The sequence below is a fragment of the Micromonospora yongxingensis genome (genome assembly GCF_052601155.1).
On record NZ_JBQXEO010000002.1, the window covers coordinates 452,162 to 477,663 of the forward strand.

The following is a 25,502-nucleotide window of genomic DNA, read 5'->3' on the forward strand; positions in this document are numbered from 1 at the left end:
CACCGGGGCATAGAACGGTGCAATGCTGACCATCCGCCGGGAGGAGCCGGACGACGCCGAGGCGGTCGCCCGGGTGCACGTGCACGGCTGGCAGGCGGGCTACGCCGGCTTCATGCCGGACGAGGTGCTCCGGCGGCTCAACGTGCTGGCCTGGGCACAGCGCCGCCGCGACGTCGGCACCGCCGATCCGGAGCATCCGTTCACGACCCTGCTCGGGGAGGTGGACGGGCTGGTGGTCGGCTTCACCACCTTCGGGCCGTACCGGCGAAACCAGGACCGCGACGACCTGGACCCGACGGTCGGCGAGGTGCTGGCGCTCTACGTGGAGCCGGCCCGCTGGGGCGACGGGACCGCCGCCGCCCTGCTGGCCGCCGCCCGAGCCGGGCTCGCCGAGCGGGGCTGGACCGGCTACCGGCTGTGGGTGCTGGCGGAGAACCTCCGGGCCCGCCGGTTCTGCGAGCGGGCCGGGCTGTCAGCGGACGGTGAGCGGTCGACCTACCACGTGCCGCTCGCCGGTGGGAGCCCGCCGGTCGGGCTGGTCGAGCTGCGGTACGCCGGACGCCTCGACCACTGACCCGCCCGGTGTCAGCCACCGGCGCACCGGCAGGAAGGCCAGCAACGCCAGGCTGATCCAGACGTAGGCGTTGCTGCCCAGGAAGCCGTCGACGCCGGTGAAGTCCTTCTCCCAGAACCAGACGGTCCGGCTGATCAGCAGCGCGTACCCGACGGTCGCGGCGGCCAGCAGGACGCGCCGGCGGCGGCCGGCCGGAGCGGCCATCGCGTTGTCGACCAGCAGGATCAGCGCGGGCAGCAGCCAGACCAGGTGGTGAACCCAGGTGACCGGGCTGACCAGGCACATCACCGCGCCGGTCAGCGCCAGGCCGGTCGCCTCGTCGCCGGCCGCGACGGCGGCACGGGACCGCCAGGACCAGAGCGCCAGTGCACCGAGCACCAGCAGGAGCCAGAGCAGCGTGCTCGGATGCTCCGGGTTGAGCCGGGCGACCACGCCGCGCAGCGACTGGTTGGACACGAACGCCAGCTCGCCCACCCGGCCGGTGTTCCACAGCGCCTCGGTCCAGAACTCGCGGGACGCGTCCGGGAAGAGCGCGCCGGCCAGCAGCGACACTCCGGCGGCCGCGCCGCTGGCGGTGAGTGCCGCCCGCCACCGCCCGGTGACCAGCAGGTAGACGATGAAGATGCCGGGGGTCAGCTTGATCGCGGTGGCCAGCCCGATGCCCACTCCGGCCCACCGGTTGCCCCGGGGCAGCAACCGCAGCAGATCCACCGCCACCAGGAAGAGCAGCAGCGTGTTGACCTGGCCGAAGTTGACCGTCTCCCGCATCGGCTCGAACGCGGCGGCCAGGCAGAGCGCCACCGCGAGGGCGTACCACCGGGTCCAGCCGGCCCGGCGGGCGATCGGGTCGACCAGCCACCAGATCAGCACCGTGGTGGTGACCACGCTGGCGAGCACGCTCACCACGATCGCGGCCGACCACGGCAGGTACGCCATCGGCAGCATGACCAACGCGGCGAACGGCGGGTACGTGAAGCCGTACTGGGTGCCGGGCTTGAGGTAGTCGTAGATCTCCCCGCCGTCGTGCACCCACCACGTCAACGCGCCGTAGTAGACCTTCAGGTCGAAGAAGCCGTGCCGGACGGCCGCCATCGAGAGGAAGATGGTGACCGCGGCGGCGAGCCCGACCACGCTGGATACCTGCCCGACCGTCCTGTTGGCACCCTGCGCCACCGTCGCCTCCCTGGCCCTGCGTAGGCTTCCGTCCCATGGCTCTCGGGTACGTCCGCCCGGCGCGTCCCGAGGACGCCGGCGAAATCGCACGCATCCAACTCGCGACCTGGCGGGTCGCGTACCGCCGGATCCTGCCTCGGCACGTGCTCGACAACCTGGACGAGGCCTTCCTCGCCCGGCGGTGGAGCGCCGCGGTGCTGGAGCCGCCCTCGGGCGCGCACCGGGTGCTCGTCGCCGTCGAACAGGCCGAGCAATCGTATCTGGTGGGTTTCGCCGCCTCCGGCCCGGCCGACGCCGAGGCGCTCGCCCCGGGCGAGCCGGCCGACGCGCTCGGCGCGGACGTGGCCGCCGTGACCGATCTGCTGGTCGAGCCGCGCTGGGGTCGGCGTGGGCACGGCAGCCGGCTGCTCGCCGCCGCCGTCGACCTGTGGCGGTCCGACGGCCTGACCCGGGCGGTGGCCTGGACGTTCGAGGGTGACGAGGCGACCCGGAAGTTCCTCACCAGCACGGGCTGGGAACCCGACGGCGCGGCTCGCGCGTTGGACGTCGATGACATGCTGGTGCCCCAGGTTCGCCTGCACGTGGGCGTGCCGGCCGAGAAGGTGCCGGCCGACGACTGACCTTCCACCCCTCGTACCGCAACAGCGAGGAGAGCATCGTGTTCACAGACACCAGGGCGTTCAGCGGGTTCTCGGTCGACGACACCGACCGCGCCGAACGGTTCTACGGCGAGACACTCGGTCTGCGGGTCACCCGGGACGACGCGATGGGCGGGTTGCTGACCCTGCACATCGCCGGTGACCGACCCGTGCTGGTCTATCCGAAGAAGGACCACATCCCCGCCACCTTCACGGTGCTCAACTTCCCGGTCGACGACATCGACCGGGCGGTCGACGAGCTGATCGCTCGCGGTGTGAGCTTCGCCCGCTACGACGGGATGCCGCAGGACGAGAAGGGTGTCCTGCGCGGGCAGGGACCGGCGATCGCCTGGTTCACCGACCCGGCCGGCAACATCCTGTCCGTGCTCCAGCAGGGCTGACCGGTGCGGCGGCCCCTTCGCGGGGCCGCCACACCCGCCACGTCAGCCCTTGTCCGATCCGTCGTTGGCGTCCCGGACGAAGTACCGCTGGAACACCACGAAGATGATCGCCACCGGAATGGTGGCCAGCAGGGCGGCACCCAGCTTGAGCGGGTACTGGGTGCCCTTGCCGAGCGAGCCGCTGACCAGGTCGGCCAGCCCTCGCGGCAGGGTGAACAGGTCCGGGTCCTGCACCGACACGAGGCTGTGCGGAAACTCGTTCCACGAGCCCTGGAACGACAGGATGGTCAGGGTGATCAGCGCCGGCTTCGCCATCGGCAGCACCACCGACCAGAAGGTACGGAAGATGCTCGCCCCGTCGATACGGGCAGCCTCCTCGACGCTCAACGGGATCGACTCGAAGAACTGCTTCATGATGAACACGCCGGCCGCGTCGGCCAGCAGCGGCACCACCAGACCGGCGTAGCTGTTGTAGATGCCGAGCTGGTTGAGCACCAGGAACTTCGGGATCAGCAGCACCACCCCGGGCACCGCCAGCACCGCGATCACCGCGGCGAACAGCCCGCTCCGTCCCCGGAACCGCAGTCGCGCCAGCGCGTATCCGGCAAGCGAGTCGAAGAACACCCGACCGATGGTGACCAGCACCGTGACCAGCAGTGAGTTGCCCAGCCAGAGCGGGAAGTTGGTGCCGGCGAAGATCCGCTCGAAGCCGGCCAGCGTGAGCGGGTCCGGGATCGGCGACAGCGGGTTGGCCGCGGCGTCCGGTTCGGTCTTGAGCGCGTTGCCGATCTGGATGACGAACGGGTAGAGGAACACCAGCCCGAAGAAGATCAGCGTGGCGTACCCCAGGAAGCGGGTGGCCAGGGTGCGGGCCGCGCGCTGGTCGCGCCGCGCGGGCGCCGCCGCCGGCGGGCGGTCGGTCAGCACGGCCATCTCAGGACCTCTCCGGTACGCGCCGACGCCGCCAGCCGCGGCGCGGCCGGTCGGTGTCCCGCTCGGCCAGCGCCCGACGCTGGATCAGCGTGAGCACGATGATGATCAGGAACAGCACGAAGGAGATCGCCGCTCCCGAGCCGTAGTCGAAGTCCCGGAAGGCGGTCCGGTACGACAGGTACGCCGGGGTGAGGGTGGTCTTGGCCGGGTCGCCCTGGCTCATCACGTACACCTGGTCGAAGACCTGCCAGGAGCCGATCAGGCCGAGGGTGAGCACCAGGAAGGTGGTCGGCTTGAGCAGCGGCAGGGTGACGTGCCGGAACCGCTGCCACCGGGACGCGCCGTCGAGGGTGCTCGCCTCGTCGAGGGCCACCGGCACGTTCTGCAACCCGGCCAGGAACATCAGCATGAAGGTGCCGGAGGTGGTCCAGACCACCAACGTGATGATCGACATCATGGCCACGCTGGGTCCGGCCAGCCAGTCCCACCAGCTGAGCCCGAACGGGCCGCCGCCGGTCAGCCCCGCCGGGGGCGAGTCGACGCCGACGGCGCCGAGCAGCAGGTGCAGCACCCCTCGGGAGTCGGCGAACCACTCCGGGCCGTCGATGCCGAGGAAGGCGAGCAGCGCGTTGACCGCGCCGGAGTTGGCGAAGAGGAACAGGAACACCACGCTGATCGCGACGGAGCTGGTGACCGACGGGAAGTAGAAGGCGCTGCGGAAGAAGCTCTTGCCCTTGAGCATCCGGTTGTTGACGACCAGCGCCAGCCCGAGGGCGAGCAGGGTCTGCGCCGGCACCACGATCGCCACGTAGTAGATGTTGTTGCGGATGCTGGTCATGAAGTCGCGGCGGGCCAGCCCGTCCTCGGTGAACAACTGGGTGTAGTTGTGCCCGCCGACGAACGGGACCTCACTCGTGAACGGGCTGCCCTGGCCGTTCCAGTCGGTCAGGCTGACCCAGAACGCCATCAGGATCGGCAGCAGCAGGAACAACCCCAGGATGACGATCACCGGCGCGACGAAGAGCCAGCCGGCGACCGTCTCGTCGCGGCGGATACCGCTCCGACGCCGGCGCGGGCTCTTCCCCCGCGCGGTCGCCCCGGCGGTCAGTGTTTCGGTTGCCATCTCCCCTCCCCTCCTCCCTCGGGCCGACGATGAGGCGGAGGCCCCGGTGCGCCCCGGACCCCCGCCGTCACCTCAGCTGGTGCCGAGCGCCGCCTTGGCGTTCTTGTCGAAGTTCTGCAGCACCGTCTTCGGGTCGCCGTTGGCCAGGCCCTGCAGGCCGGTGTCCAGGTCGAGGAGGACGCTGTCCATCTTCGGGGCGTTCACCGGGCCCTGCGCGTACGCGGCACCGTCGATGAAGGGCTTGTCGGCCGGGAACGCGGCGGTGTACTGGTCGCGTACCGACTGGCGGGACGGCATCACGCCGAACGCCTTGGCGAAGGCCATCTGCTGCTCGCCGCTGGTCATCGCTTCGACGAACTTGATCGCCTGCTCCTTGTACCTGCTCTTCGCCGCGATGCCCCAGCACTGGGTGAAGGAGAGCGTGCCCTGACCCTTCGCACCGGCCGGCAGCGGGACGACCCGGTACTTGATGTTCGGGAAGTCGTTCTGCAGGGCGCCCTTGATCCAGTTGCCCTCGATGGTCATCACGGCCTTGCCCTTGCCGAACGCCTCACCGGACCAGCCGGCGTCGAGCTGCTTCGGGTACTTGGCCAGGCCGGTGGTGAGCATGGTCTTGACGTACTGGAGGGCGGCAAGGTTCTCCGGGGTGTCGGCCGTGGCCTGCTTGCCGTCCTTGCTCAGCAGCCAGCCGCCGTTCTGCACCATGAAGGCGCCGATCCGGTCGCGGGTGTCGCCGAGGGCCAGCGGGACCTGCCCCTTGGCCCTGATCTTCTGGGCGGTCGCGGTGAGCTGCTCCCAGGTGGTGGGCACGTCGGCGTCGGTCAGCCCGGCCCTGGTCCACAGGTCGGTGTTGATCTGCAGGGCCAGGGTGGAGAAGTCCTTCGGCGCGCAGTAGAGCTTGCCGTCGTAGGAGAACGTCGTGCGCAGGCTCTCGTAGAAGTCGCCCGAGTTGCTGATCTTGTCGCCGTACGGCTCCAGGGCGCCGACGCTGGCGTAGTCGGCGAACCGGGCCGCGTCGACGTAGAACACGTCCGGCGGGGTGCCACCGGCGAGGGCCTGGCCGAGCTGCTGGGTGAGGTCCTGCGCGGGCGTGACCGTGGCGGTGTTGCCGGAGCTGCCGGCCCACTTCGCCGCGGCGTCCTGCACGGCCTTGGTCTCGGCCTCACCGGAGGAGCCGATCAGGATCTGCAGGCTCGCCGGGCCGCTGGACTGGGCGGCGTCGCCGGAGGAGTCGTCGAACCCGCTGCCGCAGGCCGCGGAGCCGAGAAGGGCGACGGCGGCGAGGCCGGCCACCGCCACCCGGGTCAGGTTTCGAGGTGCCATGGGTTCTCCTGGTGGGGGAAGGGACTACGCGGTGTGCCGGAGCGCCAGCGCGGGCTGGAGCAGCACGTGGGTGGGGGTCTCGTGGTTGCCGTCAAGGACCCCGGTGAGCAGGTCCACGCAGCGGGCGGCGGCCTCGCCCAGCGGTTGGCTCACGCTGGCCAGGCCGACGGCGGCGGCCACCGGCGTGTCGTCGAAGCCGATCACCGACACGGGCGGTTCGGTGCCGCGGATCGCCTGGAGGGCGCCGAGAGCCAGGGAGTCGCTGGCGCAGACCACGGCCGTCGGCTCCACGGCGGCGAGCAGGTCGCGCATCAGTCGCTCGCCCTCGGCGATGCCGTCCTCGGTCTCCCGGTGCAGCCCGGTCGGGTCGACGCCGGCCGCGTGCAGTGCGTCGCGCCAGCCGGCCCGGCGGTCGTCACCGACGCCGGATCCGAGCGGCCAGCCGATGAACGCGATCCGCCGGTGCCCGGCGGCCAGCAGGTGCCGGGTGGCCTGCGCTGTGCCGGCGGCGCCGTCCACGTCCACCCAGGGGTGGGCGTCGAGGGCGTCCCACGGGCGGCCGAAGGTCACGAACGGCACGTCCCGGCCGGCCAGCCAGGCCGTACGCGGGTCGCCGTGCTTCGTCCCGACGAGCACGAACGCGTCCAGCTCGTACGTGCCGAGCAGGTCGTCGTAGGTGGCGATCTCGCGCTCGTCGTCGGTGGCCGTGTAGAGCAGCACCCGGTAGCCGGCGGCGTCGGCGGTCTCGGTGAGGCCGTGCAGGAAGCGGTCGAGCACCGAGCCGTTGATGCCGTCCCGGGTGGGCTCGATCCGGGCGGCGATGAGCCGGGACCGGCCGGTACGCATCTGACGGGCGGCCTGGTTGGCCCGGTAGCCGAGTGCGCTGATCGCGTCCTGGACCCGCAGCCGGGTCTCCTCGCGCACGATGTGCGGGGCGTTGAGCACGTTGGACACCGTCTGGCGGCTCACGCGGGCGTGCCGGGCCACCGTCGCGATGGTCACCTTTTCGGCCACTTAATCCCTCTCGCCATCTTGAACGATCCAATTTGGATAAGGCAGGATTAGATCGTTCAAGTTTCTGGAATGTTTCGCACTTTGCACCGCCGGGGGCGGGTTGTCAAGACGTCCGCCCCGCACCCTCAGGATCTGGAGCCGCACCGTGATCGAACGCCAGCTGCAACCCCTTCTGCACGAGTTGGTGGGGGTGGTCCTCGCCCCGACCAGCGCACTGGGGGAAGCGACCGGGCAGATCCGCCCGACAGGCGTCCAGGGCGTCTTCCACGCCGACGCCCGGGTGCTCTCCCGAGCCGAGCTACGCGTCGACGACCGGGAGCCCGAAGGGCTGACCCGTGGCGACGACGGGCCACACGGCGCCCGCTTCGTGAGCCTGGCGCGCTGGCTCGGCGACCCCGTGCCCGACCCCACCGTCCGGGTCGACCGGCTCCGCCGGGCCACCCGCAACGGCCTCACCGAGGAGCTGCGGATCGTCTCCACGGCCACCGTCGGCGTACGCGCCACCGTGAGCATCGACCTCGGCTGCGACCTGGCACCCATCGAGGTGGTCAAGTCCGGTGGCGCCGTGTCGCCGCTGGAGGCCAGGACCGCTCAGCCCGGCGTCCTCACCTGGTCGGCGGAGGGGATCAGCGTCACCGTCACCGGCGCGGGCGCCGACGTGCTCGCGACCGGAGAGCGGATCACCGCCCCCCGGCTCTCCTGGCCCGTCGAGCTGCCCCCGGGCGGCGAGACGGTGCTGCGCTGGCACCTGACCGTCGAGGACCCGCACGCCGTGGTGGTCGGCCCCGCCGGCGAGCCGGAGTGGTCCCGACCCGAGGTGACCGCCGACGACCGGCGACTGGTCCGGCTGCTCGATCGCAGCCTCGACGACCTGCGCGGGCTGCGACTGGCCGAGACCGGGGCACCGTCGGACGTCTTCCTCGGCGCCGGGGTGCCCTGGTTCCTCACCCTGTTCGGCCGGGACAGCCTCTGGGCCGCCCGGATGATGCTGCCCCTCGGCACCGACCTGGCCGCCGGCACACTGCGGGTGCTCGCCCGGCGACAGGGCACCCGCGTCGACCCGGCCACCGGTGAGGCCCCCGGCAAGATCCTGCACGAGCTGCGCCGGCACGAGTTCGCGCTGCCCGACGACGGGCTGCGCCTGCCACCGGCCTACTACGGCACCGTCGACGCCACCATGCTGTGGGTCAACCTCCTGCACGACGCCTGGCGCTGGGGTCTGCCGGCCGAGCAGATCGAGCCGCTGCTGCCGCACCTGGAGACGGCGCTGCGCTGGCTCGGCGAGCACGCCGACCCGGACGGCGACGGGCTGGTCGAGTACGTCGACACCACCGGGCACGGGCTGTCCAACCAGGGCTGGAAGGACTCCGGCGACGCCGTCCGGTTCCACGACGGCTCGTTGGCCACCGCGCCCATCGTGCTGGCCGAGGTGCAGGGGTACGCGCACGAGGCCGCCGTGAACGGCGCCGCGCTGCTGGACGCCTTCGGTCGCCCGGGCGGGGACCGCTGGCGCGAGCACGCCGCCGCGCTGGCCCGCCGTTTCCGGGAGAGCTTCTGGGTCGACGGCCGGTACGGCCCGCAGCCCGCGCTGGCCCTCGACCGCGACAAGCGCCCGGTCGACTCGCTCACCAGCAACATCGGTCACCTGCTCGGCACCGGCCTGCTGACCGGCGACGAGGAGGACCAGGTCGCCCGCCTGCTCACCACCGACACGCTGGCCGGTGGCTTCGGTCTGCGGACCATGTCCACCGACGACGCCGGCTTCAGCCCGCTGTCGTACCACTGTGGGTCGATCTGGACCCACGACACCGCCGTCGTCCTCGCCGGGCTGGCGCGTGCCGGGCACCGAGACGCCGCTCTCGCCCTGGCCGAGGGGCTGCTCAGCGCCGCCGAGGCGTTCGACTACCGGCTGCCCGAGCTGTACGGCGGCGACGACCGGTCGCTGGTGAACCGTCCGGTGCCGTACCCGGCGGCGTGCCGGCCACAGGCGTGGGCCGCCGCCGGCGCGGTGCTGCTGCTCCAGGCCGCCACCGGGCTCTACCCCGACGTGCCGTCCGGCACGGTCCGGCTGGCACCCCTGGCGGGTGCAGAACTCGGTGCCATCGCGGTCAACGGCCTCCGCGTGGCCAACACCCCGGTTAACGTCACGGTCAACCGCACCGGCGAAGCCACCATCGACGGCCTCCCCACCCCCCTGACCCCGACCCCAACCCTCCCCACCCAACGCCGCCCCACAACCCCGTCCCTCCCCCGCTAGGCCGGGCCCAACACCCCGGCGATCTTGCAGTTTCGGTCGTCGATATGCGGAACATGCGCCTTATGTCGCGACAGAAAGTGCAAGATCGCGGGGGCTCAGTTCGGCGATCAGCTCGTCGTCGTCGAACGCGCCGGTGGGGTGGAAGCCCAGGGAGGTGTAGAGGGCGGCGGCCGGGGTGTTGTCGGGGTGGTACGAGAGGCGGACCGGGGGGTTGCCGTCTCGGGCCGCCAGCCACGGGGCCAGCGTCTGCACGGTGGCTCGGCCGACGCCTTGGCCCTGCTCGGCGGCGTCGATGAGCATCCCGCCGATCCAGTGCGAGCCGTCGTCGTCCACGCCCCACATGACGTGGCCGACGACGGTCTCGTCGGCGTACACCGCGAGCGAGGTCCACACCTCGGAGCGGGTGCTGAGCAGCAGGTAGCGGGCGGCCAGCGCGGCCACGAACCGGCGCTGGTCGTCGCGCGGGGCGACGTCGGCCACCGCCCGCCAGTTGTCGTCGTCCACCGGCCGCAGGGTCACCCTGCGGCCGGCCCGGTCACCACGTCCGCCATCGATCATCGGGGCAGCCTAGGGGCGGCCGGGACCGTCCCGCGAGCAGGTTTCGCCCGCCGGGGACGGCCCGTCAGTCGAGCAGGGCGTCCAGGCCGACGGTGAGGCCGGGGCGGTTGCGCACCGCGCGGACGGCGAGCAGCACACCCGGCATGAACGACGCCCGGTCGTACGAGTCGTGCCGGATGGTCAGCGTCTCCCCGGTGGTGCCGAAGAGCACCTCCTGGTGGGCGACCAGCCCGGTGGCGCGCACGGCGTGGACGCGTACCCCGTCGATCTCGGCGCCGCGCGCACCCGGCACCTCGTCCCTGGTGGCGTCCGGCACCGGGCCGAGGCCGGCCTCGGCGCGGGCCCGGGCGATCTGCCGGGCGGTGTGGGTGGCGGTGCCGCTCGGGGCGTCCAGCTTGCGCGGGTGGTGCTGCTCGATGATCTCGACGGACTCGAAGTGCCGGGCGGCCCGCGCGGCGAACTGCATCATCAGCACCGCGCCGATGCCGAAGTTCGGGGCGATGACCACGCCCACCCCGGGCTTGTCGGCCAGCCAGCGGCGCACCTGCTCCAGCCGCTGCTCGGTGAAGCCGGTCGTGCCGACCACCGCGCTGATGCCCTGCTCGATGCACCACTGGAGGTTGTCCATGACGACGTCCGGCGTGGTGAAGTCGACGACCACCTCGGCGGTGGAGACGGCGGAGCGGCTGTCGCCCTGGTCGATCGCCGCGGCCAGGGCGAGATCGTCGGCGGCGTCGACCGCCTTGCAGACCTCGACGCCCATCCGGCCGCGCGCACCAAACACGCCGACCCGCAGCGGCTCGGCCGGGGTCTTTCGCTGCTCGTCAGTCACGGGCACAACCTATCCCAATAGGGACGTGCCCCTTCGGCCGGGACGTTTTCCCCGACCAGCGGTGGCGGCCCTCAGACCGCGAAGTCGCCAGCGCCGAACGGGCCCACCACGGCCAGCGACATCGGCCGGCTGAGCAGCTCGGCGGCGAGGACGTTCACGTCCTCCACGGTGACCTCGTCGACCCGGCGGAGCAACTCGTCGACCGGCATCAGATCGCCGTAGAGCAGCTCCCCCTTGGCCAGCCGGCTCATCCGGGAACCGGTGTCCTCCAGGCCGAGCACGAACGAGCCCTTGCTCATCCCCTTGCCCCGGGCCACCTCGGCCTCGGTCAGCCCGTCGGCGGCGACGCGGGCCAGCTCGGCGCGGGTCAGGGCCAGCACCTCGTCCACCTTGCCCGGCGCGCAGCCGGCGTAGACGGCGAACAGGCCGCTGTCGGCGTACTGGCTGGCGTAGGAGTAGACCGAGTAGGCAAGGCCGCGCTGCTCACGGATCTCCTGGAACAGCCGGCTGGACATGCCGCCGCCGAGCACGTTGTTGAGCACGCCGAGGGCGAAGCGCCGCTCGTCGAGGCGGTCGATGCCGGGGCAGCCGAGGATGACGTGCGCCTGCTCGGTCTCCTTCGGCTCCACCAGGGTGGTGGCCGGCCGCGTCCGTACCGCCGGGGTGGCCCCGCGGTGCGGTGCCGGGGTCGCCGGGTCGCTGTCCAGCGGGGTGCCGCGCACCGCCTGGCGGACCAGCTTGACCACGGTGGCGTGGTCGAGGTTGCCGGCGGCGGCGATGACGATCTCCGGCGCGGTGTAGCGGCGGCGGTAGAAGCTCTGGATCTGCCGCCGGGTCATCGGCGTGACGGTCTCCTCGGTGCCGGAGATCAGTCGGCCCAGCGGGTGGTCGCCGTAGGCGGCGCGGGCGAAGAGGTCGTGCACCTCGTCACCGGGCTCGTCGTCGTGCATGGCGATCTCTTCGAGGATCACGCCGCGCTCGGTCTCCACGTCGGCCGGCTCCAGCAACGAGTCGGCGACCAGGTCGCACATCACGTCGATCGCCAGCGGCAGGTCCTCGTCCAGCACGCGGGCGTAGTAGCAGGTGTATTCCTTCGTGGTGAAGGCGTTCGTCTCGCCACCGACCGCCTCGATCTGCGAGGAGATCTCCAGGGCGGTGCGCTTGTGGGTGCCCTTGAAGAGAAGGTGCTCCAGGAAGTGCGCGGCGCCGGCCTGCGGCCGGGTCTCGTCCCGCGAGCCGACCGACACCCAGACGCCGAAGGAGACGCTGCGCATCGCCGGGATCGCCTCGGTGAGCACACGCAGGCCGCTGGGCAGCACGGTACGTCGTACCGTGCCACCCAGCGGGTCGTCGCTGAGCGTCCGGGTCACCGCCCGGGCGGTGCCGCCGGAGCGGCCCGCCCCGGTGTCCCGGGACGCAGCCACCCCCCGTCGATCCGGTGGAAACGGCGCACTGAAGGCCCGACTCACGTACTGCTCCCAGATCGACGAGGGGTGGGTGATGCGATGGTGGACGGTCAGCTGTGCCGGGTCCGGCGGCGCGGACGCTCGCCGCCCTCACCACCACCCTCGCCGCCGCCGCCCTCGCCACGGTCGCCGCGCTCCGGGCCACGGCCGCCCCGGTCGCCACCGCGCTCGCGGTCGCCCCGGTCACGCGGACCGCGGTCGCCCCGGTCACGGCCAGCCGGCCGGTCGCCGCCAGCCTCACCGGCGGACTCGCCGGCGGCCGGCGCCTCGGCGCCCTCCGGGCGGACCTTGTCGAGGTAGATCTTGCCGCGGGCGTCGATGTCCGCGATCTCGACCTCGACCCGGTCGCCGACGTTGAGGAAGTCCTCAACGCGCTCGACCCGCTTGCCGTCGCCCACCTTGGAGATGTGCAGCAGGCCGTCACGGCCCGGCAGCAGCGAGATGAACGCGCCGAACGCGGCGGTCTTGACCACCGTGCCGAGGAACCGCTCGCCCTGCTTCGGCAGCGTCGGGTTGGCGATCCCGTTGATCCGGTCGACGGCCGCCTGGGCCGACGGGCCGTTGGTGGCGCCGACGTAGATCGTGCCGTCGTCCTCGATGGAGATCTCGGCGCCGGTCTCGTCCTGGATCGCGTTGATGGTCTGCCCCTTCGGGCCGATCACCATGCCGATCTTGTCGACCGGGATCTTGACGGTGGTGACCCGCGGCGCGTAGTCCGACATCTCGGCCGGAGCCTCGATCGCGGCCTTCATGACGCCGAGGATGACCTGCCGGGCCTCGTTCGCCTGCTGCAGCGCAGCGGCCAGCACGTCCGACGGGATGCCGTTGAGCTTGGTGTCGAGCTGGAGCGCGGTGACGAATTCCGGCGTGCCGGCGACCTTGAAGTCCATGTCACCGAACGCGTCCTCGGCACCGAGGATGTCGGTCAGCGTCACGTACTGGGTCTTGCCGTCCACCTCGTCGGAGATGAGCCCCATCGCGATGCCGGCGACCGGCGCCTTCAGCGGCACACCCGCGGAGAGCAGGCCCAGCGTCGAGGCGCAGACCGAACCCATCGAGGTGGAGCCGTTGGAGCCGAGCGCCTCGGAGACCTGCCGGATGGCGTACGGGAACTCCTCGCGCGACGGCAGCACCGGGATCAGTGCCCGCTCGGCGAGAGCGCCGTGGCCGATCTCGCGCCGCTTCGGCGAGCCGACCCGGCCGGTCTCACCGGTCGAGTACGGCGGGAAGTTGTAGTTGTGCATGTAGCGCTTGCGGTTCTCGGGGGACAGCGTGTCCACCATCTGCTCCATGCGGAGCATGTTCAGCGTGGTCACACCCAGGATCTGGGTCTCGCCCCGCTCGAACAGCGCCGAACCGTGCACGCGCGGCAGCACGCCGACCTCGGCGGTCAGCGGGCGGATGTCCCGCGGGCCACGACCGTCCATGCGGACCTGCTCCCGCAGTACGCGGTTGCGCACCTCGGACTTGGTCAGCGACCGGAAGGCGGCGCTGAGCTCCTTCTCCCGGCCCTCGAACCGACCGGACAGCTCGTCGGCGACCCGGGCCTTGACCCGGTCCAGGGCCTCCTCGCGGTCGGCCTTGCCGGCGATGGTGATCGCCTCGGCGACCTCGCCACGAACCAGCTCGGCGACCGCGTCGTACACGTCGTCCTGGTAGTCCAGGAAGACCGGGAACTCGGTGACCGGCTTGGCGGCGACCTCGGCCAGCTCGCTCTGCGCGCGGCACAGCTCACGGATCGCCGGCTTCGCGGCCTCCAGGCCGCTGGCCACGATCTCCTCGGTCGGCGCGGTGGCGCCGGCCGAGATCAGGGCGACGGCGTTCGGCGTGGCCTCGGCCTCGACCATCATGATCGCGACGTCGCCGTCGTCCAGCGTGCGGCCGGCCACGACCATGTCGAAGGTGGCCCGGGCCAGCTCCTCCAGGGTCGGGAAGGCAACCCACTGGCCGTCGATGTGCGCGACCCGGGTCGCACCGATCGGGCCGGAGAACGGCAGGCCCGACAGCTTGGTCGACATCGAGGCGGCGTTGATCGCCACGACGTCGTACGGGTGCTGCGGGTCGAGCGCGAGGACGGTCTCGACGACCTGGACCTCGTTGCGCAGGCCCTTGACGAACGACGGGCGCAGCGGCCGGTCGATCAGCCGGCAGGTGAGGATCGCGTCCTCGCTGGGCCGGCCCTCACGGCGGAAGAACGAGCCGGGGATCCGGCCCGCGGCGTACATCCGCTCCTCGACGTCGACGGTCAGCGGGAAGAAGTCGAACTGCTCCTTCGGGTGCTTACCGGCGGTCGTGGCGGAGAGAACGACCGTCTCGCCCAGCTGGGCGATGACGGAACCGGCGGCCTGGCGAGCCAGCCGGCCGGTGGAGAAGGTGATCTCGCGGGTGCCGAAGGACCCGTTGTCGATCACGGCGGTACGGGATTCGGTGCCGAGTTTGGTCTCGGTCATGTGCTGTCGTGCTCCTTCGCGTCGTGGGCCCCACGACACGGGGAACTGCTCAGCCGGCCGGTCTTCGATCGAAGCGCCCGGGTGGCCGGCATGATGCCGGGATTCCCGGGGGCCACTACCGGAGACCGGTACGCTGACCGGCTCCCTGTCGGGTGGTCGCGCGGCCCGTGTTCTTCAGGTGGGACGCGGATCGGGGGAGCGGCCGGTCGGCCACTCCCCCGTCACGTCACCGGCGCAGGCCGAGCCGCTCGATGAGCGACCGGTAGCGGGCAATGTCCTTCTTCTGGACGTAGTTGAGCAGCCGACGGCGCCGGCCGACCAGCAGCAGCAGCCCACGGCGGCTGTGGTGGTCGTGCTTGTGCACCTTCAGGTGCTCGGTAAGCTCAGCGATCCGCTTGGTGAGGACCGCGACCTGGACCTCCGGCGAACCGGTGTCGCCCTCGGCGGTCGCGTACTCCGCGCGGATCGTGGCCTTGGCTTCCTGGTCGAGCGCCATGTTCTCCCTGTTTCGGTGGGTTGATCAAGTAGGTGTCCGTCGTCCCGGTGGACCGGGAACGGACCGGTACCTCGCACCCGCGGCGTCGAGCAGGCACGCGAGGCCCCACGCCGGTCACCCGACGTCTCCGCAAGACTACCAGCACTCGCCGGTAGCACCCGGTCAAGGGCCTCGGCCGGGGCCGCGTCGATCTTCCCGACGATCAGGACAGGGCGTGCCGGGTGCGCTCGACGTCCTGTTCCATCTGGGCGATCAACGGCTCGATCGAGTCGTACCGGATCTGTCCGCGCAGGTGCGCCACGAAGTCCAGGGCCAGCCGCTCGCCGTAGAGGTCGCCGTCGAAGTCCAGCGCGTACGCCTCCACCCGCCGCTCCCGGCCGGAGAAGGTCGGGTTGGTGCCCACCGACACCGCCGCCATCAGCGGCTCGCGCTGCCCGCGGCGGACCAGGCGGGCCGCGTACACCCCGTCGGCGGGCACCGCCGCGTACCGGTGGCAGAGCAGGTTGGCGGTGGGGAAGCCCAGCTCCCGCCCGCGCTGGTCGCCGCGGACCACCACGCCCTCCAGACGGTGCGGGCGGCCCAGTGCGGCCGCCGCCGCGCCCACGTCGCCCGCGTCGACGCAGGAGCGGATGTAGGTGGAGGAGAAGACGGTGCCGTCCTCGGCGACCAGCGGGCCACCCTCCACGCCGAAGCCGAAGGTGCGGCCCAACCGCTCCAGAAGTGCCACGTCACCGGCCGCCCGGTGCCCGAAGCGGAAGTTGCTGCCGACCACCACGAGCGCCGCGTGCAGGTGCTCCACCAGGATGTCGTGCACGAACTGCTCGGCGGGCAGCCGGGAGAACTCGGGGGTGAACGGCACCACGCAGAGCACGTCCACGCCGAGCGCCTCGATCAGCTCCGCCTTGCGGGCCTGCTCGGTGAGCACCGCCGGATGCGAACCGGGGCGCACCACCTCGGCCGGGTGCGGGTCGAAGGTGACCACCACCGACTGGACGCCCAGCTCCCGGGCCCGGGCCACGGCGTGGCCGATGGTCGCCTGGTGCCCCTTGTGCACGCCGTCGAAGACGCCGATGGTGACGACCGAGCGTCCCCACCCACCGGGCGCCGCGTCGTACCCCCGCCACCGCTGCATGCCGCTCCTCCCTGCTGGCCCGCCGACCGGCGGACGTCGACCGCCGGCCGCTGCCGGCGCACCTGCGCCCCGCCGTCAGGCCGGGGCGAGCACGATCTCCGCGCGGGCCCGGCCGTCCCGCTCGCTGACGATAGCGATCAGGCCACCGGCCGGCCCGAAGACGGCGTACGGCCCGGCGAGGCCCGTCGGGTCCAGCGGCCCGCCGTGGGCCAGCACCCGGGCCTCGTCGGGTGTGGCCTCCCGGCGCGGGAAGAACCGGTCGGCCGCCGCGTCCAGTGGCAGGTTGACCACGTCCGGCGCGCGCTGCTCCAGCTCGTCGAGGGTGGCCGCCTCGGCGAGGGTGAAGCCGCCCACCGCGGTCCGGCGCAGCGCGGTCAGGTGGCCGCCGACGCCGAGCGCCAGGCCCGTGTCCCGGGCGATGGCCCGGATGTACGTGCCGGAGGAGCAGGCGACGTCCACGTCCACGTCCACCACGTCCGGCTCGGTACGGCGGATCGCCAGCACCTCCAGCCGGGAGATGGTGACCCGCCGGGCCGGCAGCTCGACGCTCTCCCCGTCGCGCACCCGCTTGTACGCCCGCTGCCCATCGATCTTGATGGCGCTGACCGCGCTCGGCACCTGGTCGATCTCACCGGTCAGCGCCCCCAGCGCTGCGCGGATCGCGTCGTCGGTGACCAGGCCGGCCGGCGTGGAGGCGATCACGTCGCCCTCGGCGTCGTCGGTGACGGTGGCCTGACCGAGCCGGACGGTGCCGGTGTAGCTCTTACCGGCGCCGATCACGTACGTCAGCAGCCGGGTGGCGCGGCCCACGCCGATCACCAGCACACCGGTGGCCATCGGGTCGAGAGTGCCGCCGTGCCCGACCCGCCGGGTCTTCGCCAGCCGGCGGATCCGCGCCACCACGTCGTGCGACGTCATGCCGCCGGGCTTGTCGACCACGATCAGACCATCGGTGCTCACGTCGGCCAAGCCTGCCAGATGCCCCGGACGGACAGATGTCTGGGCGTGCTCGGCTGACGGACGGCGCGGGAGCGGGACGGATGTCGGCACGTCGCACCGGGGCTGTCGGAGAGGACCCTCAGCGGGTCGCGCCGACCACCGCCCAGCGGCCGGTGCGCAGCCGCAGCAGCAGGGCGACCAGACGGATCACCACGAACAGGGTGAGCCCGGCCCAGATGCCGCCGAGCCCGAGGTCGAGTCCGTACGCCAGCCAGATGGCCGGCAGGAAGCCGCCGAGTGCCGCCACGATGGTGAGGTTGCGCAGGTAACGCACGTCGCCGGCGCCGATCAGCACGCCGTCGAGCGCGAACACCACCCCGGCCAGCGGCTGCATGGCGACGAACCAGGGCCAGGCGACCATGGCCTGCTCGCGTACCCCGGGATCGGAGCTGAACCACGACGGCACGACGCCGGTGCCGGCGGCGATGACCAGCGCGAAGCCGACGCCGCAGATGCCGCCGAGCACGCCGATCCGGCGGGCCAGCGCCCGGGCGCCCTCCTCGTCGCCGGCCCCGAGGGCGGCGCCCACCAGGGACTGCGCCGCGATGGCCAGCGCGTCGAGCACCAACGCGGTGAAGAACCACAGTTGCAGGGCGATCTGGTGGGCGCCGACGGCGGCGGCGCCGAAGCGGGCGGCGACCGCGGTCGCGGACAGGAAGCTGGCCTGGAACGCCAGGCCGCGGATCAACAGGTCCCGGCTGAGTACCAACTGCTGGCGGATCAGCCGGGGCCGGGGTCGCAGCGACACGCGCTCGGCGACCAGCGCCCCGGCGAAGAGCACCCCGGAGAGCGTCTGCGCGACCACGTTGGCCACCGCCGAACCGACCAGGCCGAGCCCGAGGGGATAGACCAGCAGCGGGCAGAGCACCGCGGAGAGCAGGTTGGGGCCGAGCACGAAGGCCAGCGGGCGGCGGGTGTCCTGCACTCCGCGCAGCCAGCCGTTGCCGGCGGCGGCGAGCAGCAGGCCGGGCGCGCCGAGCGCCGCGATCCGCAGCCACTGCGCCGCGGCGTCGGCCACCTCGCCACCACCTCCGGCGAGGGTACGAGCCAGCGCTCCCCCGCCGATCTGCATGCCGATGGCGACCAGCAGCCCGACGCCGAACGCGAGCCAGGACGACTGGACGCCCTCGGCCACCGCTGCCGCCCGGTCGCCGGCGCCGAAGCGGCGGGCCGACCGCCCGGTGGTGCCGTACGCGACCACGGTGCCCAGCCACGCGGTGAGTGTCATGACCGTGCCGCCGACGGCGAGCGCGGCGAGCGGCACCCGGCCGAGGTGACCGACCACGGCCGTGTCGACCAGCACGTAGAGCGGCTCGGCGGCGAGCACCACGAGCGCGGGCAGGGCGAGGCCGGCGATCCGGCGGGGGGACGCGGTCAGCGTGCTGGTGTCCATCGCCGGCGATCCTGTCACGGGCCTGGTAAGGATCGCAAGGATGGTCAGCGCTTACCGGTGGCGCTGCCCCATCGGGCGGGGTGGAATCGGTGGGTGGACGCGGTGGCCCACGGCCGGTCGGGCGGTGACGCGGTCGACGGGGGCCGTCTGCGGCGTCACCGCCGGACGGGTCGGGTCACTGGCGGGTGTCCATCGACGTCTGCAGCGCGCGGCGGGCCTGCTCGCGGGCGTCGTCGGCGGTGGTCTCCGGCTTGGGCTTGTTCGGCATGGTGGCGCTCCTTCCAGGGTGCGAGCCACCGGCACGCGGCGGCCCTCACGGGCGGTCGTGCTGAGCGCCCCACGGCGGTCCGGGGTTACCGGAGCAGCCGGTCGGGCAGCGTGAGCCCGGGTCGGTCCGACCCTGGAGGGAGGCGGCGCGAGGTGTGGCACCACCGCCCATGACCTGCACCGCAACGCGGTGCCGGCCGTCTCCCAAGTTATCGTTCAGGTCCACATACTGCTCAGGGTTCCCGCCATCTGGACAGCCCGGGACCCGACTCAGCGGGCCAGGAAGTGCCAGCCCAGCCACCACCAGAAGCCGAACAGACCGATCCGGCCCACCGGCACGGGACCCACCTCGTAGCGCATCACGTACGCGCAGACCTCACCGAGCGTGGGGATGCGGGAACCCTCCCGCCGTGCCAGCCACTCGACCACGGCGAACAGTGCCAGCGCGGCGACGAAACCGCCGATCGCCAGTGCCCGCATCATCGCCGCACCAACCCCCAGAACGCGGCCAGCCAGGCGAACCAGGCCGCCGACCGGGTGAGCTGGTCCTCCAACAGGGGATCAGCCAGCCGGGAGAAGGTGGGGAAGTCGTCGCCCACCGCGAGCACGAAGGTGACGCCCTCGAAGACCCCGAAGACCACCACGGGCAGTGCCCACCAGGCCGCGCCCGCGCCCAACCGGCGCGGCGCCGGGCGGCGAGCCACCCGATTGCTGAGACCGAGCCAGATCAGCACGCCGCCGGTGCCGAGGGTGTAAAGATTGGCTTCGGTGGAGAACGACGCGAACCGGCCACCGACGAGCGACAGGCAGACGAGGACTGGCACGGAGACGGCAGGCCGGTCCCAGGTGCGGGGGGCCTCCACGGTGAGGTCGTGCGGCTGCTCCATCCCGCAATTCTTCCCGGTCCCACGGAACGCGGGAAGACCAACACTCCCCGGAGTTGACCCTGATCTTCCTGCGGGTCGACGCGCCGAGGTCAGGCGTCGGGATGGATCAATGCCGCGTCGAGCTGGCCGCGGATCGCCTCGACCACCTGCTCGGCCGTGCCCCGACCAGTGAACCCGGCGGCGAACCGGTGGCCACCGCCGCCCAGCACGACCGCCACCCGGCTGACGTCGACCGCGCCCTTGCTGCGCATCGACACGGCCCACTGGCCGGGCACGGTCTCCTTCAGCACGCAACTCACGTCCGCCTCGGCGGTGCACCGCACCGAGTCGATCAGCGCCTCCAGCACGTACGGCCGCTGGTCGTGCCGGGCGAGGTCGTCCAGGGTGGCGAAGGTCCACACCAGCCCTCGACCGTCGGCCGCGGCCGGTTCCAGCCGGGCACGACCCAGCACCTCGCCGAAGAGCCGGACCGCGCCGAAGGGCCGGGTGTCGAAGACCCGACGGGAGATGTCGCCGGGCGAGATGCCGGTGGCCAGCAGCCGGGCGGCCAGCTGGTGCACCGCCGGGGTCGTCGCCTCGAACCGGAACGAGCCCGTGTCCGTGGTCAACGCCACGTACAGGCACTCGGCGATGGCCGGATCCAGCGTCACGCCGAGCCGGGCCAGCAGGTGCTCGGCCACCACCGACGTCGCCGCGGCGGTCGGGTCGATCAGGTTGACCGTGCCGAAGCCGGCGTTGGAGGCGTGGTGGTCGAGCACCAGCGCCGCACCGGCCGACGACAACCGTCCCGCCAACTCGCCGAGACGCGACTCACTCGCCGCGTCGAAGCAGATCACCAGGTCCGGATCGGCGTCGGCGGCACCCGCCGGGACCAGCAGATCCAGCCCCGGAAGCCCACGGAACGGCTCGGGCACCTCCGGTGGCCCGGGAAAGGTCGCCTGCAACCGGTGTACGCCGAACTGACGCAGGCCCAGACCGAAGCCGAGCATGCTGCCCAGCGCGTCGCCGTCCGGGTTGACGTGGCAGATCAGCAGCACCCGGGCCGTCGGCGGAAGCGCACGGAGCAACGCCTCGGCCGCGGCCCAGTCCGCACCGGTGGGGCCGGCGCCGACCGTCCTGTCGAGTTCAGCGCCGGCGGTGCCGGTCACCGCGCTTCCCCACCCCGGGGGGTCTCGTCCGCGTCGGTGGCCTCGTCGGTCTCGTCGGCCTCGTCGTCGTCGACGCGGTACGGCTGCGGCTCGCCCGCGTACTCCGCCTGGGCGGCGAGCCGCTGCACCTCGGCGTCGGCGTTACGGGCCGCGGCGAGCAGATCGTCGATGTGCTTGACCTGGTCCTGGACGTCGTCCAGGACGAAGGTGAGGGTCGGCGAGTGCCGCAACCCGAGCGCCTTGCCGACCGTGCTGCGCAGCAGGCCCTTGGCGCTCTCCAACGCTGCCGCGGTGCCCGCCTGGGCGGCCGCGTCGCCGAGCACCGTGTAGAAGACCGTCGCGTCACGCAGGTCGGCGGTGATCCGGGCGTCGGTGATGGTGATCATGCCGAGCCGCGGGTCCTTGATCTGGCTCCGCACCACCGACGCGACCAGCTCACGCACCCGTTCCGCGTGCCGGCGTACCTTGGCCGGATCAGACATCTCGCCACCTCCACGGCGTCCTGCTCCCGGCCGACCCGGCGACCCGTGGGGCGCCAGCCGACCGGCCAACATCTCGAACACTACCTTCGCGGCCCGTCCGGGGCCTCGGCACAGCCGGCACCCCGGTCAGTCGTCGTCCCCGCCGTACAGCCGGCGCCCGACCGACAGCAGCTCGACCTCGGGCCGACCCGCCACCAGGCGCTCGCAGGAGTCCAGCACCTCGCGGACGTGCGCCGCCTCGGCGGCCACCACGGCCACCGCTATCTGCGCTCGCCCGTGCAGGTCGAGCGCTCCCACCTCGGCGGCCGACACCTCGAAGCGGCGCAGCGCCGCCACGATCGGCCGTACATATGATCTCTTGGCCTTGAGCGACCGGGAGTCGCCGGGCAGCAGCAGGTCGAAGACCGCGGTTCCAGTGAACATCGCCCTGGACGATACCGGGAACCCGCCCCGCATGATCAAGGGGTTTACGCCGGTCGGCGTAAACCCCTTGATCAGCGTGTCACTGCCGGATCAGGCGCGAACCTTCTCCCGCATCTCGAACGTCTCGATGACGTCGCCGACCTGGACGTTGTTGTAACCACCCAGGGTCAGACCACACTCGAAGCCCTCGCGGACCTCCGTGGCGTCGTCCTTGAACCGCTTCAACGAGGTGATCGTGAGGTTGTCCGCCACGACCGTCCCGTCCCGCAGCAGGCGCGCCTTCGCGTTGCGCCGGATGACACCCGACCGGACGATACAACCGGAGATGTTGCCGATCTTGGATGAGCGGAAGACGTCGCGGATCTCCGCGCTGCCCAGCTCGACCTCCTCGTACTCCGGCTTGAGCAGGCCCTTGAGCGCAGCCTCGATCTCCTCGATGGCCTGGTAGATGACGGTGTAGTACCGGATCTCCACGCCCTCGCGGTCGGCCATCTCACGGACCTTGTTCGAGGCCCGCACGTTGAACCCGATGATCGTGACCGGCTCGGACGAGGCGCTCGCGAGCATGACGTTGCTCTCGGTGATCGCGCCGACGCCCCGGTCGAGGACCTTGAGCTGGACCTCCTCGGGGATGTCGAGGTTGAACAGCGCGTCCTCGAGGGCCTCCACCGAACCGGAGACATCGCCCTTGAGGATGAGGTTGAGCGACGTCTTCTCGCCCTCCTTGAGCTGCTCCATGAGCGTCTCGAGGGTGGCCCGACCACGGGAGTTGGCGAATGCCGCCGCCCGTCGCCGTGCCTGGCGCTGCTCGGCGATCTGCCGCACCGTACGGTCGTCCGCCGCGGCGAGGAACGTGTCACCCGCGCCGGGCGGCGCGGTCAGACCCAGGACCATGACCGGACGCGCCGGCCCGGCCTCGGCGACCTGGTTGCCGTTCTCGTCGAGCATGGCCCGGACCCGGCCGTGGGCCCCGCCGGCGACGATCGAGTCGCCCGCCCGCAGGGTGCCCTTCTGCACCAGCACCGTCGCCACCGCACCGCGGCCCTTGTCCAGGTGCGCCTCGATGGCCACACCCTGCGCCGGCCCGTCGATCGGAGCGGTCAGCTCCAGCGACGCGTCGGCGGTCAGCAGGACAGCCTCGAGAAGCTCCTCGATGCCGATGCCCGGCTTGGCTGCCACGTTGACGAACATGGTCTCGCCGCCGTACTCCTCGGCGACCAGGCCGTACTCGGTCAGCTGCTGGCGGACCTTGTCCGGGTTGGCCTCCGGCTTGTCGACCTTGTTGACCGCGACCACGATCGGCACGTCGGCCGCCTTGGCGTGGTTCAACGCCTCGATGGTCTGCGGCATCACGCCGTCGTCGGCCGCGACCACCAGGATCACGATGTCCGTCACCTGGGCACCACGAGCACGCATGGCGGTGAACGCCTCGTGACCCGGGGTGTCGATGAAGGTCACCGCGCGGTCCTCGCCCTCGTGCGGGACGTGGACCTGGTAGGCACCGATGTGCTGGGTGATGCCACCCGCCTCGCCGGCCACGACGTTCGCCTTGCGGATCGCGTCGAGCAGCTTGGTCTTACCGTGGTCGACGTGACCCATGACGGTCACCACCGGCGCACGGCTGACCAGACGCTCCTCGGCCACCTCCGCGTCGAGGTCGATGTTGAACTGCGCGAGCAGCTCGCGGTCCTCGTCCTCCGGGCTCACGATCTGGATGTCGAAGCCGAGGTGCTCACCCAGCAGCTGCAGGGTGTCGTCCGAGCAGGACTGGGTCGCGGTGACCATCTCGCCCAGGTTGAACATCTCCTGGACCAGCGAACCCGGGTTGGCGTTGATCTTGTCGGCGAAGTCCGACAGCGAGGCGCCACGGGAGAGCCGGACGACCTGACCCTGACCCCGGGGAGCACCCGAGCTCATGGTCGGAGCCGACAGGTTGTCGAACTCCTGTCTGCGCTGCTTCTTGGACTTGCGACCGCGCGTCGGCCGGCCACCCGGACGCCCGAAGGCACCCGCGGCGCCACCGCCACGGCCACGACCACCGGCACCCGGACGACCACCGCCACCGGACGGAGCACCCGGACGGAAACCGCCACCGGGAGCACCACCGCCGCCGCCGGGACCGCCACGGTAGCCACCGCCACCGCCGGCACCCGCGCCGCCACCGGGGCCACCGCGGTAACCGCCGCCGCCACCGGCGCCACCGCCGGGACCGCCACGGAAACCACCGCCGCCGCCGCCACCGGGACGACCTGCGCCGCCACCGGGACGACCAGCACCACCGGGGCCGGGGCGACCGGCAGCCGGACGCTGGCTCGGCATGGACGCCGGGCTGGGCCGCGGCGGCATGGAGTTCGGGCTCGGCCGCGGCGGCATGCCCGCCGGGCTGGGCCGGGGGCCACCCGCGCCCGCGGCCGGCGGCCGCTGCTGGCCACCCTGGATGCCGAACGGGTTGTTACCGGCGCCGCGCGCCGGCGGGCGACCGCCCGGTCGGGCACCAGGACCCGGGGCCGGCGTGCTCGGACGAGCGGCCGGCGAACCGGGACGGGGCGGCATCGCCGTGGGACCCGGCCGAGGGCCGGGACCGGGACGGTTACCGTCGGCCGGAGGCTCCCGGCGGACGTTGTCCCGCTGCTGCTGGCGGGCGGCCTGCGCGGCCTTGACCGCGGCCTCCTGCTCAGCCTTCAGCGCGGCGGCACGCGCCTCCGCGGCCGCCACCTCGATGTCGTGGGCACTCGCCGGCTTGGCGACCGGGGCCGACGGCTGCGGTGCACCGGGAACCGGACCCTTGGGCTTCGGACCCGGGGCCGGGGCCGACGGCCGCCGCGGCGGCATCGGCTTGGCCGAGACCGAGGCCCGGGGCGCGCCCGGGGTCGGAGACGGCGTCGGGGTCGAGGCCGGTGCCGGCGCGGGCGCCGACGGGGCGGCCGGCGCCGGAGTACCGGCGGACGCGACGAATGCGTTACGCAGCCGCCGGGCGACGGGCGCCTCGACGGTGCTGGACGCGGACTTCACGAACTCGCCCATTTCCTTCAGCTTGGCGAGAACGGTCTTACTCTCGACCCCGAGCTCTTTTGCAAGCTCGTGTACGCGGGCCTTGCCTGCCACTGCACTCCTCACTCCGAGGTCGTGCGGGCAGCACCCGCAGCGACCTCACTCGTGCACTTGAAGCCTGGTCATTTCAGGGACTTCATCGTGTGCTCATGTCGGTCGTCCTACCCTGCTAGCGACCCTCGCCCGGTCGGGCTGACCGGACGTAGTGGTTGGCGCATCGACGTGTTCCGCCAGCGCACCGTGGTCGAGGACCTCGGTGATGCGCAACGCACGCCCGAAGGCGCGACGCCGCACTGCCAGCGCGAAGCAGGCCGGATCCGGGTGCATGTTCGCTCCCCGACCCGGCAGCCTGCGGAACGGATCAGGAATAAGGCTGTGACCAGCCTCGTCCCTGATCGCTACGACCCGCAGCAATTCGCTGGCCGGCGCACGTTGCCGGCAACCCACACAGGTGCGCTCCGGCTGCGCGCGTCGTACCACTG

General features: G+C 72.2%; 24 protein-coding genes. 4 read left to right on the forward strand and 20 right to left on the reverse strand.

What is annotated here, in order from left to right; translation table 11 throughout:
• Positions 1-22: 22 nt before the first annotated feature.
• Positions 23-574, forward strand: a complete 552-nt coding sequence (locus tag ACTWLT_RS05275; RefSeq protein WP_445317352.1) for a GNAT family N-acetyltransferase — start codon at positions 23-25, stop codon at positions 572-574.
• Here ACTWLT_RS05275 and ACTWLT_RS05280 read toward each other — a convergent pair.
• Complete coding sequence (locus ACTWLT_RS05280) at positions 473-1,747, reverse strand: glycosyltransferase 87 family protein (RefSeq protein WP_445317353.1); 1,275 nt, start codon at positions 1,745-1,747, stop codon at positions 473-475. The genes ACTWLT_RS05275 and ACTWLT_RS05280 overlap by 102 nt on opposite strands.
• 35 nt (positions 1,748-1,782) lie before the next feature.
• Here ACTWLT_RS05280 and ACTWLT_RS05285 point away from each other — a divergent pair, with 35 nt between their 5' ends.
• The gene (locus ACTWLT_RS05285; protein WP_252416631.1) at positions 1,783-2,367 is read left to right on the forward strand and encodes a GNAT family N-acetyltransferase; all 585 of its coding nucleotides are present in this window, start codon (positions 1,783-1,785) and stop codon (positions 2,365-2,367) included.
• A 38-nt stretch (positions 2,368-2,405) separates the two neighbouring features.
• Positions 2,406-2,786: a VOC family protein gene (locus ACTWLT_RS05290; protein ID WP_252416632.1), complete on the forward strand. Its 381-nt coding sequence runs from the start codon at positions 2,406-2,408 to the stop codon at positions 2,784-2,786.
• Positions 2,787-2,828: 42 nt separating this feature from the next.
• Here the strand turns inward: ACTWLT_RS05290 and ACTWLT_RS05295 are convergent, their stop codons facing one another.
• The 4 genes from ACTWLT_RS05295 to ACTWLT_RS05310 all read right to left on the reverse strand — a co-directional run bounded on the left by ACTWLT_RS05295 (position 2,829) and on the right by ACTWLT_RS05310 (position 7,179).
• Complete coding sequence (locus ACTWLT_RS05295) at positions 2,829-3,719, reverse strand: carbohydrate ABC transporter permease (protein WP_445317354.1); 891 nt, start codon at positions 3,717-3,719, stop codon at positions 2,829-2,831.
• Position 3,720: 1 nt separating this feature from the next.
• A complete protein-coding gene (locus ACTWLT_RS05300; RefSeq protein WP_445317355.1) occupies positions 3,721-4,842 on the reverse strand; it encodes a carbohydrate ABC transporter permease in 1,122 nt (373 codons plus the stop codon).
• Positions 4,843-4,914: 72 nt separating this feature from the next.
• Complete coding sequence (locus ACTWLT_RS05305; protein WP_445317356.1) at positions 4,915-6,165, reverse strand: sugar ABC transporter substrate-binding protein; 1,251 nt, start codon at positions 6,163-6,165, stop codon at positions 4,915-4,917.
• Between the two features lie 24 nt (positions 6,166-6,189).
• Positions 6,190-7,179, reverse strand: coding sequence for a LacI family DNA-binding transcriptional regulator (locus tag ACTWLT_RS05310; RefSeq protein ID WP_445317357.1), 990 nt, complete (start codon positions 7,177-7,179; stop codon positions 6,190-6,192).
• A gap of 145 nt (positions 7,180-7,324) precedes the next feature.
• Between ACTWLT_RS05310 and ACTWLT_RS05315 the strand changes: the two genes are divergently transcribed.
• Complete coding sequence (locus ACTWLT_RS05315; protein WP_445317358.1) at positions 7,325-9,436, forward strand: amylo-alpha-1,6-glucosidase; 2,112 nt, start codon at positions 7,325-7,327, stop codon at positions 9,434-9,436.
• 60 nt (positions 9,437-9,496) lie between these two features.
• Here the strand turns inward: ACTWLT_RS05315 and ACTWLT_RS05320 are convergent, their stop codons facing one another.
• From ACTWLT_RS05320 to ACTWLT_RS05390, 15 genes are all read right to left on the reverse strand, one after another.
• Positions 9,497-9,994, reverse strand: coding sequence for a GNAT family N-acetyltransferase (locus ACTWLT_RS05320; RefSeq protein WP_445317359.1), 498 nt, complete (start codon positions 9,992-9,994; stop codon positions 9,497-9,499).
• A gap of 64 nt (positions 9,995-10,058) precedes the next feature.
• Positions 10,059-10,826 carry a 4-hydroxy-tetrahydrodipicolinate reductase gene (dapB, locus tag ACTWLT_RS05325; protein ID WP_445317360.1) on the reverse strand — a complete coding sequence of 256 codons (768 nt, stop codon included), beginning with the start codon at positions 10,824-10,826 and terminating at the stop codon, positions 10,059-10,061.
• 71 nt (positions 10,827-10,897) lie between these two features.
• Positions 10,898-12,295, reverse strand: coding sequence for a M16 family metallopeptidase (locus ACTWLT_RS05330; protein ID WP_445317361.1), 1,398 nt, complete (start codon positions 12,293-12,295; stop codon positions 10,898-10,900).
• A 47-nt stretch (positions 12,296-12,342) separates the two neighbouring features.
• Positions 12,343-14,742 (reverse strand): polyribonucleotide nucleotidyltransferase, encoded by a 2,400-nt coding sequence (locus ACTWLT_RS05335; RefSeq protein WP_445317362.1) that lies wholly within the window; start codon positions 14,740-14,742, stop codon positions 12,343-12,345.
• 226 nt (positions 14,743-14,968) lie between these two features.
• Positions 14,969-15,238, reverse strand: a complete 270-nt coding sequence (gene rpsO / locus ACTWLT_RS05340; protein WP_074317913.1) for a 30S ribosomal protein S15 — start codon at positions 15,236-15,238, stop codon at positions 14,969-14,971.
• Between the two features lie 202 nt (positions 15,239-15,440).
• The gene (locus ACTWLT_RS05345) at positions 15,441-16,370 is read right to left on the reverse strand and encodes a bifunctional riboflavin kinase/FAD synthetase (protein ID WP_445317363.1); all 930 of its coding nucleotides are present in this window, start codon (positions 16,368-16,370) and stop codon (positions 15,441-15,443) included.
• Between the two features lie 75 nt (positions 16,371-16,445).
• Complete coding sequence (gene truB, locus ACTWLT_RS05350) at positions 16,446-17,330, reverse strand: tRNA pseudouridine(55) synthase TruB (protein ID WP_445317364.1); 885 nt, start codon at positions 17,328-17,330, stop codon at positions 16,446-16,448.
• A gap of 118 nt (positions 17,331-17,448) precedes the next feature.
• Entirely contained in the window at positions 17,449-18,762 is a 1,314-nt protein-coding gene (locus ACTWLT_RS05355) for an MATE family efflux transporter (RefSeq protein ID WP_445317365.1), read from the reverse strand.
• Between the two features lie 537 nt (positions 18,763-19,299).
• Entirely contained in the window at positions 19,300-19,509 is a 210-nt protein-coding gene (locus ACTWLT_RS05360) for a DUF6186 family protein (RefSeq protein WP_252416788.1), read from the reverse strand.
• Positions 19,509-19,916, reverse strand: a complete 408-nt coding sequence (locus ACTWLT_RS05365; protein ID WP_252416643.1) for a hypothetical protein — start codon at positions 19,914-19,916, stop codon at positions 19,509-19,511. Before ACTWLT_RS05365 ends, ACTWLT_RS05360 begins: the two co-directional genes overlap by 1 nt.
• 89 nt (positions 19,917-20,005) lie before the next feature.
• Positions 20,006-21,064 (reverse strand): DHH family phosphoesterase, encoded by a 1,059-nt coding sequence (locus ACTWLT_RS05370; protein ID WP_445317366.1) that lies wholly within the window; start codon positions 21,062-21,064, stop codon positions 20,006-20,008.
• On the reverse strand, positions 21,061-21,546 hold the full coding sequence (gene rbfA / locus ACTWLT_RS05375) for a 30S ribosome-binding factor RbfA (RefSeq protein WP_252416645.1): 486 nt from the start codon (positions 21,544-21,546) through the stop codon (positions 21,061-21,063). Before rbfA ends, ACTWLT_RS05370 begins: the two co-directional genes overlap by 4 nt.
• Positions 21,547-21,672: 126 nt before the next feature.
• On the reverse strand, positions 21,673-21,969 hold the full coding sequence (locus ACTWLT_RS05380; RefSeq protein ID WP_252416646.1) for a DUF503 domain-containing protein: 297 nt from the start codon (positions 21,967-21,969) through the stop codon (positions 21,673-21,675).
• Between the two features lie 90 nt (positions 21,970-22,059).
• Positions 22,060-25,074 carry a translation initiation factor IF-2 gene (gene infB / locus ACTWLT_RS05385; protein ID WP_445317367.1) on the reverse strand — a complete coding sequence of 1,005 codons (3,015 nt, stop codon included), beginning with the start codon at positions 25,072-25,074 and terminating at the stop codon, positions 22,060-22,062.
• A 93-nt stretch (positions 25,075-25,167) separates the two neighbouring features.
• The gene (locus ACTWLT_RS05390) at positions 25,168-25,500 is read right to left on the reverse strand and encodes a YlxR family protein (protein ID WP_252416648.1); all 333 of its coding nucleotides are present in this window, start codon (positions 25,498-25,500) and stop codon (positions 25,168-25,170) included.
• Positions 25,501-25,502 lie beyond the last annotated feature (2 nt).

What these genes read in the sequence shown, in the direction of transcription:
- ACTWLT_RS05275 (WP_445317352.1), top strand. Translation starts at nt 23, where the DNA reads ATGCTGACCATCCGCCGGGAGGAGCCGGACGACGCCGAGGCGGTCGCC.
- ACTWLT_RS05285 (WP_252416631.1), top strand. Translation starts at nt 1,783, where the DNA reads ATGGCTCTCGGGTACGTCCGCCCGGCGCGTCCCGAGGACGCCGGCGAA.
- ACTWLT_RS05295 (WP_445317354.1), bottom strand. Translation starts at nt 3,719, where the DNA reads ATGGCCGTGCTGACCGACCGCCCGCCGGCGGCGGCGCCCGCGCGGCGC.
- ACTWLT_RS05300 (WP_445317355.1), bottom strand. Translation starts at nt 4,842, where the DNA reads ATGGCAACCGAAACACTGACCGCCGGGGCGACCGCGCGGGGGAAGAGC.
- ACTWLT_RS05305 (WP_445317356.1), bottom strand. Translation starts at nt 6,165, where the DNA reads ATGGCACCTCGAAACCTGACCCGGGTGGCGGTGGCCGGCCTCGCCGCC.
- ACTWLT_RS05320 (WP_445317359.1), bottom strand. Translation starts at nt 9,994, where the DNA reads ATGATCGATGGCGGACGTGGTGACCGGGCCGGCCGCAGGGTGACCCTG.
- ACTWLT_RS05335 (WP_445317362.1), bottom strand. Translation starts at nt 14,742, where the DNA reads ATGACCGAGACCAAACTCGGCACCGAATCCCGTACCGCCGTGATCGAC.
- rpsO (WP_074317913.1), bottom strand. Translation starts at nt 15,238, where the DNA reads ATGGCGCTCGACCAGGAAGCCAAGGCCACGATCCGCGCGGAGTACGCG.
- ACTWLT_RS05345 (WP_445317363.1), bottom strand. Translation starts at nt 16,370, where the DNA reads ATGCAGCGGTGGCGGGGGTACGACGCGGCGCCCGGTGGGTGGGGACGC.
- ACTWLT_RS05355 (WP_445317365.1), bottom strand. Translation starts at nt 18,762, where the DNA reads ATGGACACCAGCACGCTGACCGCGTCCCCCCGCCGGATCGCCGGCCTC.
- ACTWLT_RS05360 (WP_252416788.1), bottom strand. Translation starts at nt 19,509, where the DNA reads ATGCGGGCACTGGCGATCGGCGGTTTCGTCGCCGCGCTGGCACTGTTC.
- ACTWLT_RS05365 (WP_252416643.1), bottom strand. Translation starts at nt 19,916, where the DNA reads ATGGAGCAGCCGCACGACCTCACCGTGGAGGCCCCCCGCACCTGGGAC.
- rbfA (WP_252416645.1), bottom strand. Translation starts at nt 21,546, where the DNA reads ATGTCTGATCCGGCCAAGGTACGCCGGCACGCGGAACGGGTGCGTGAG.
- ACTWLT_RS05380 (WP_252416646.1), bottom strand. Translation starts at nt 21,969, where the DNA reads ATGTTCACTGGAACCGCGGTCTTCGACCTGCTGCTGCCCGGCGACTCC.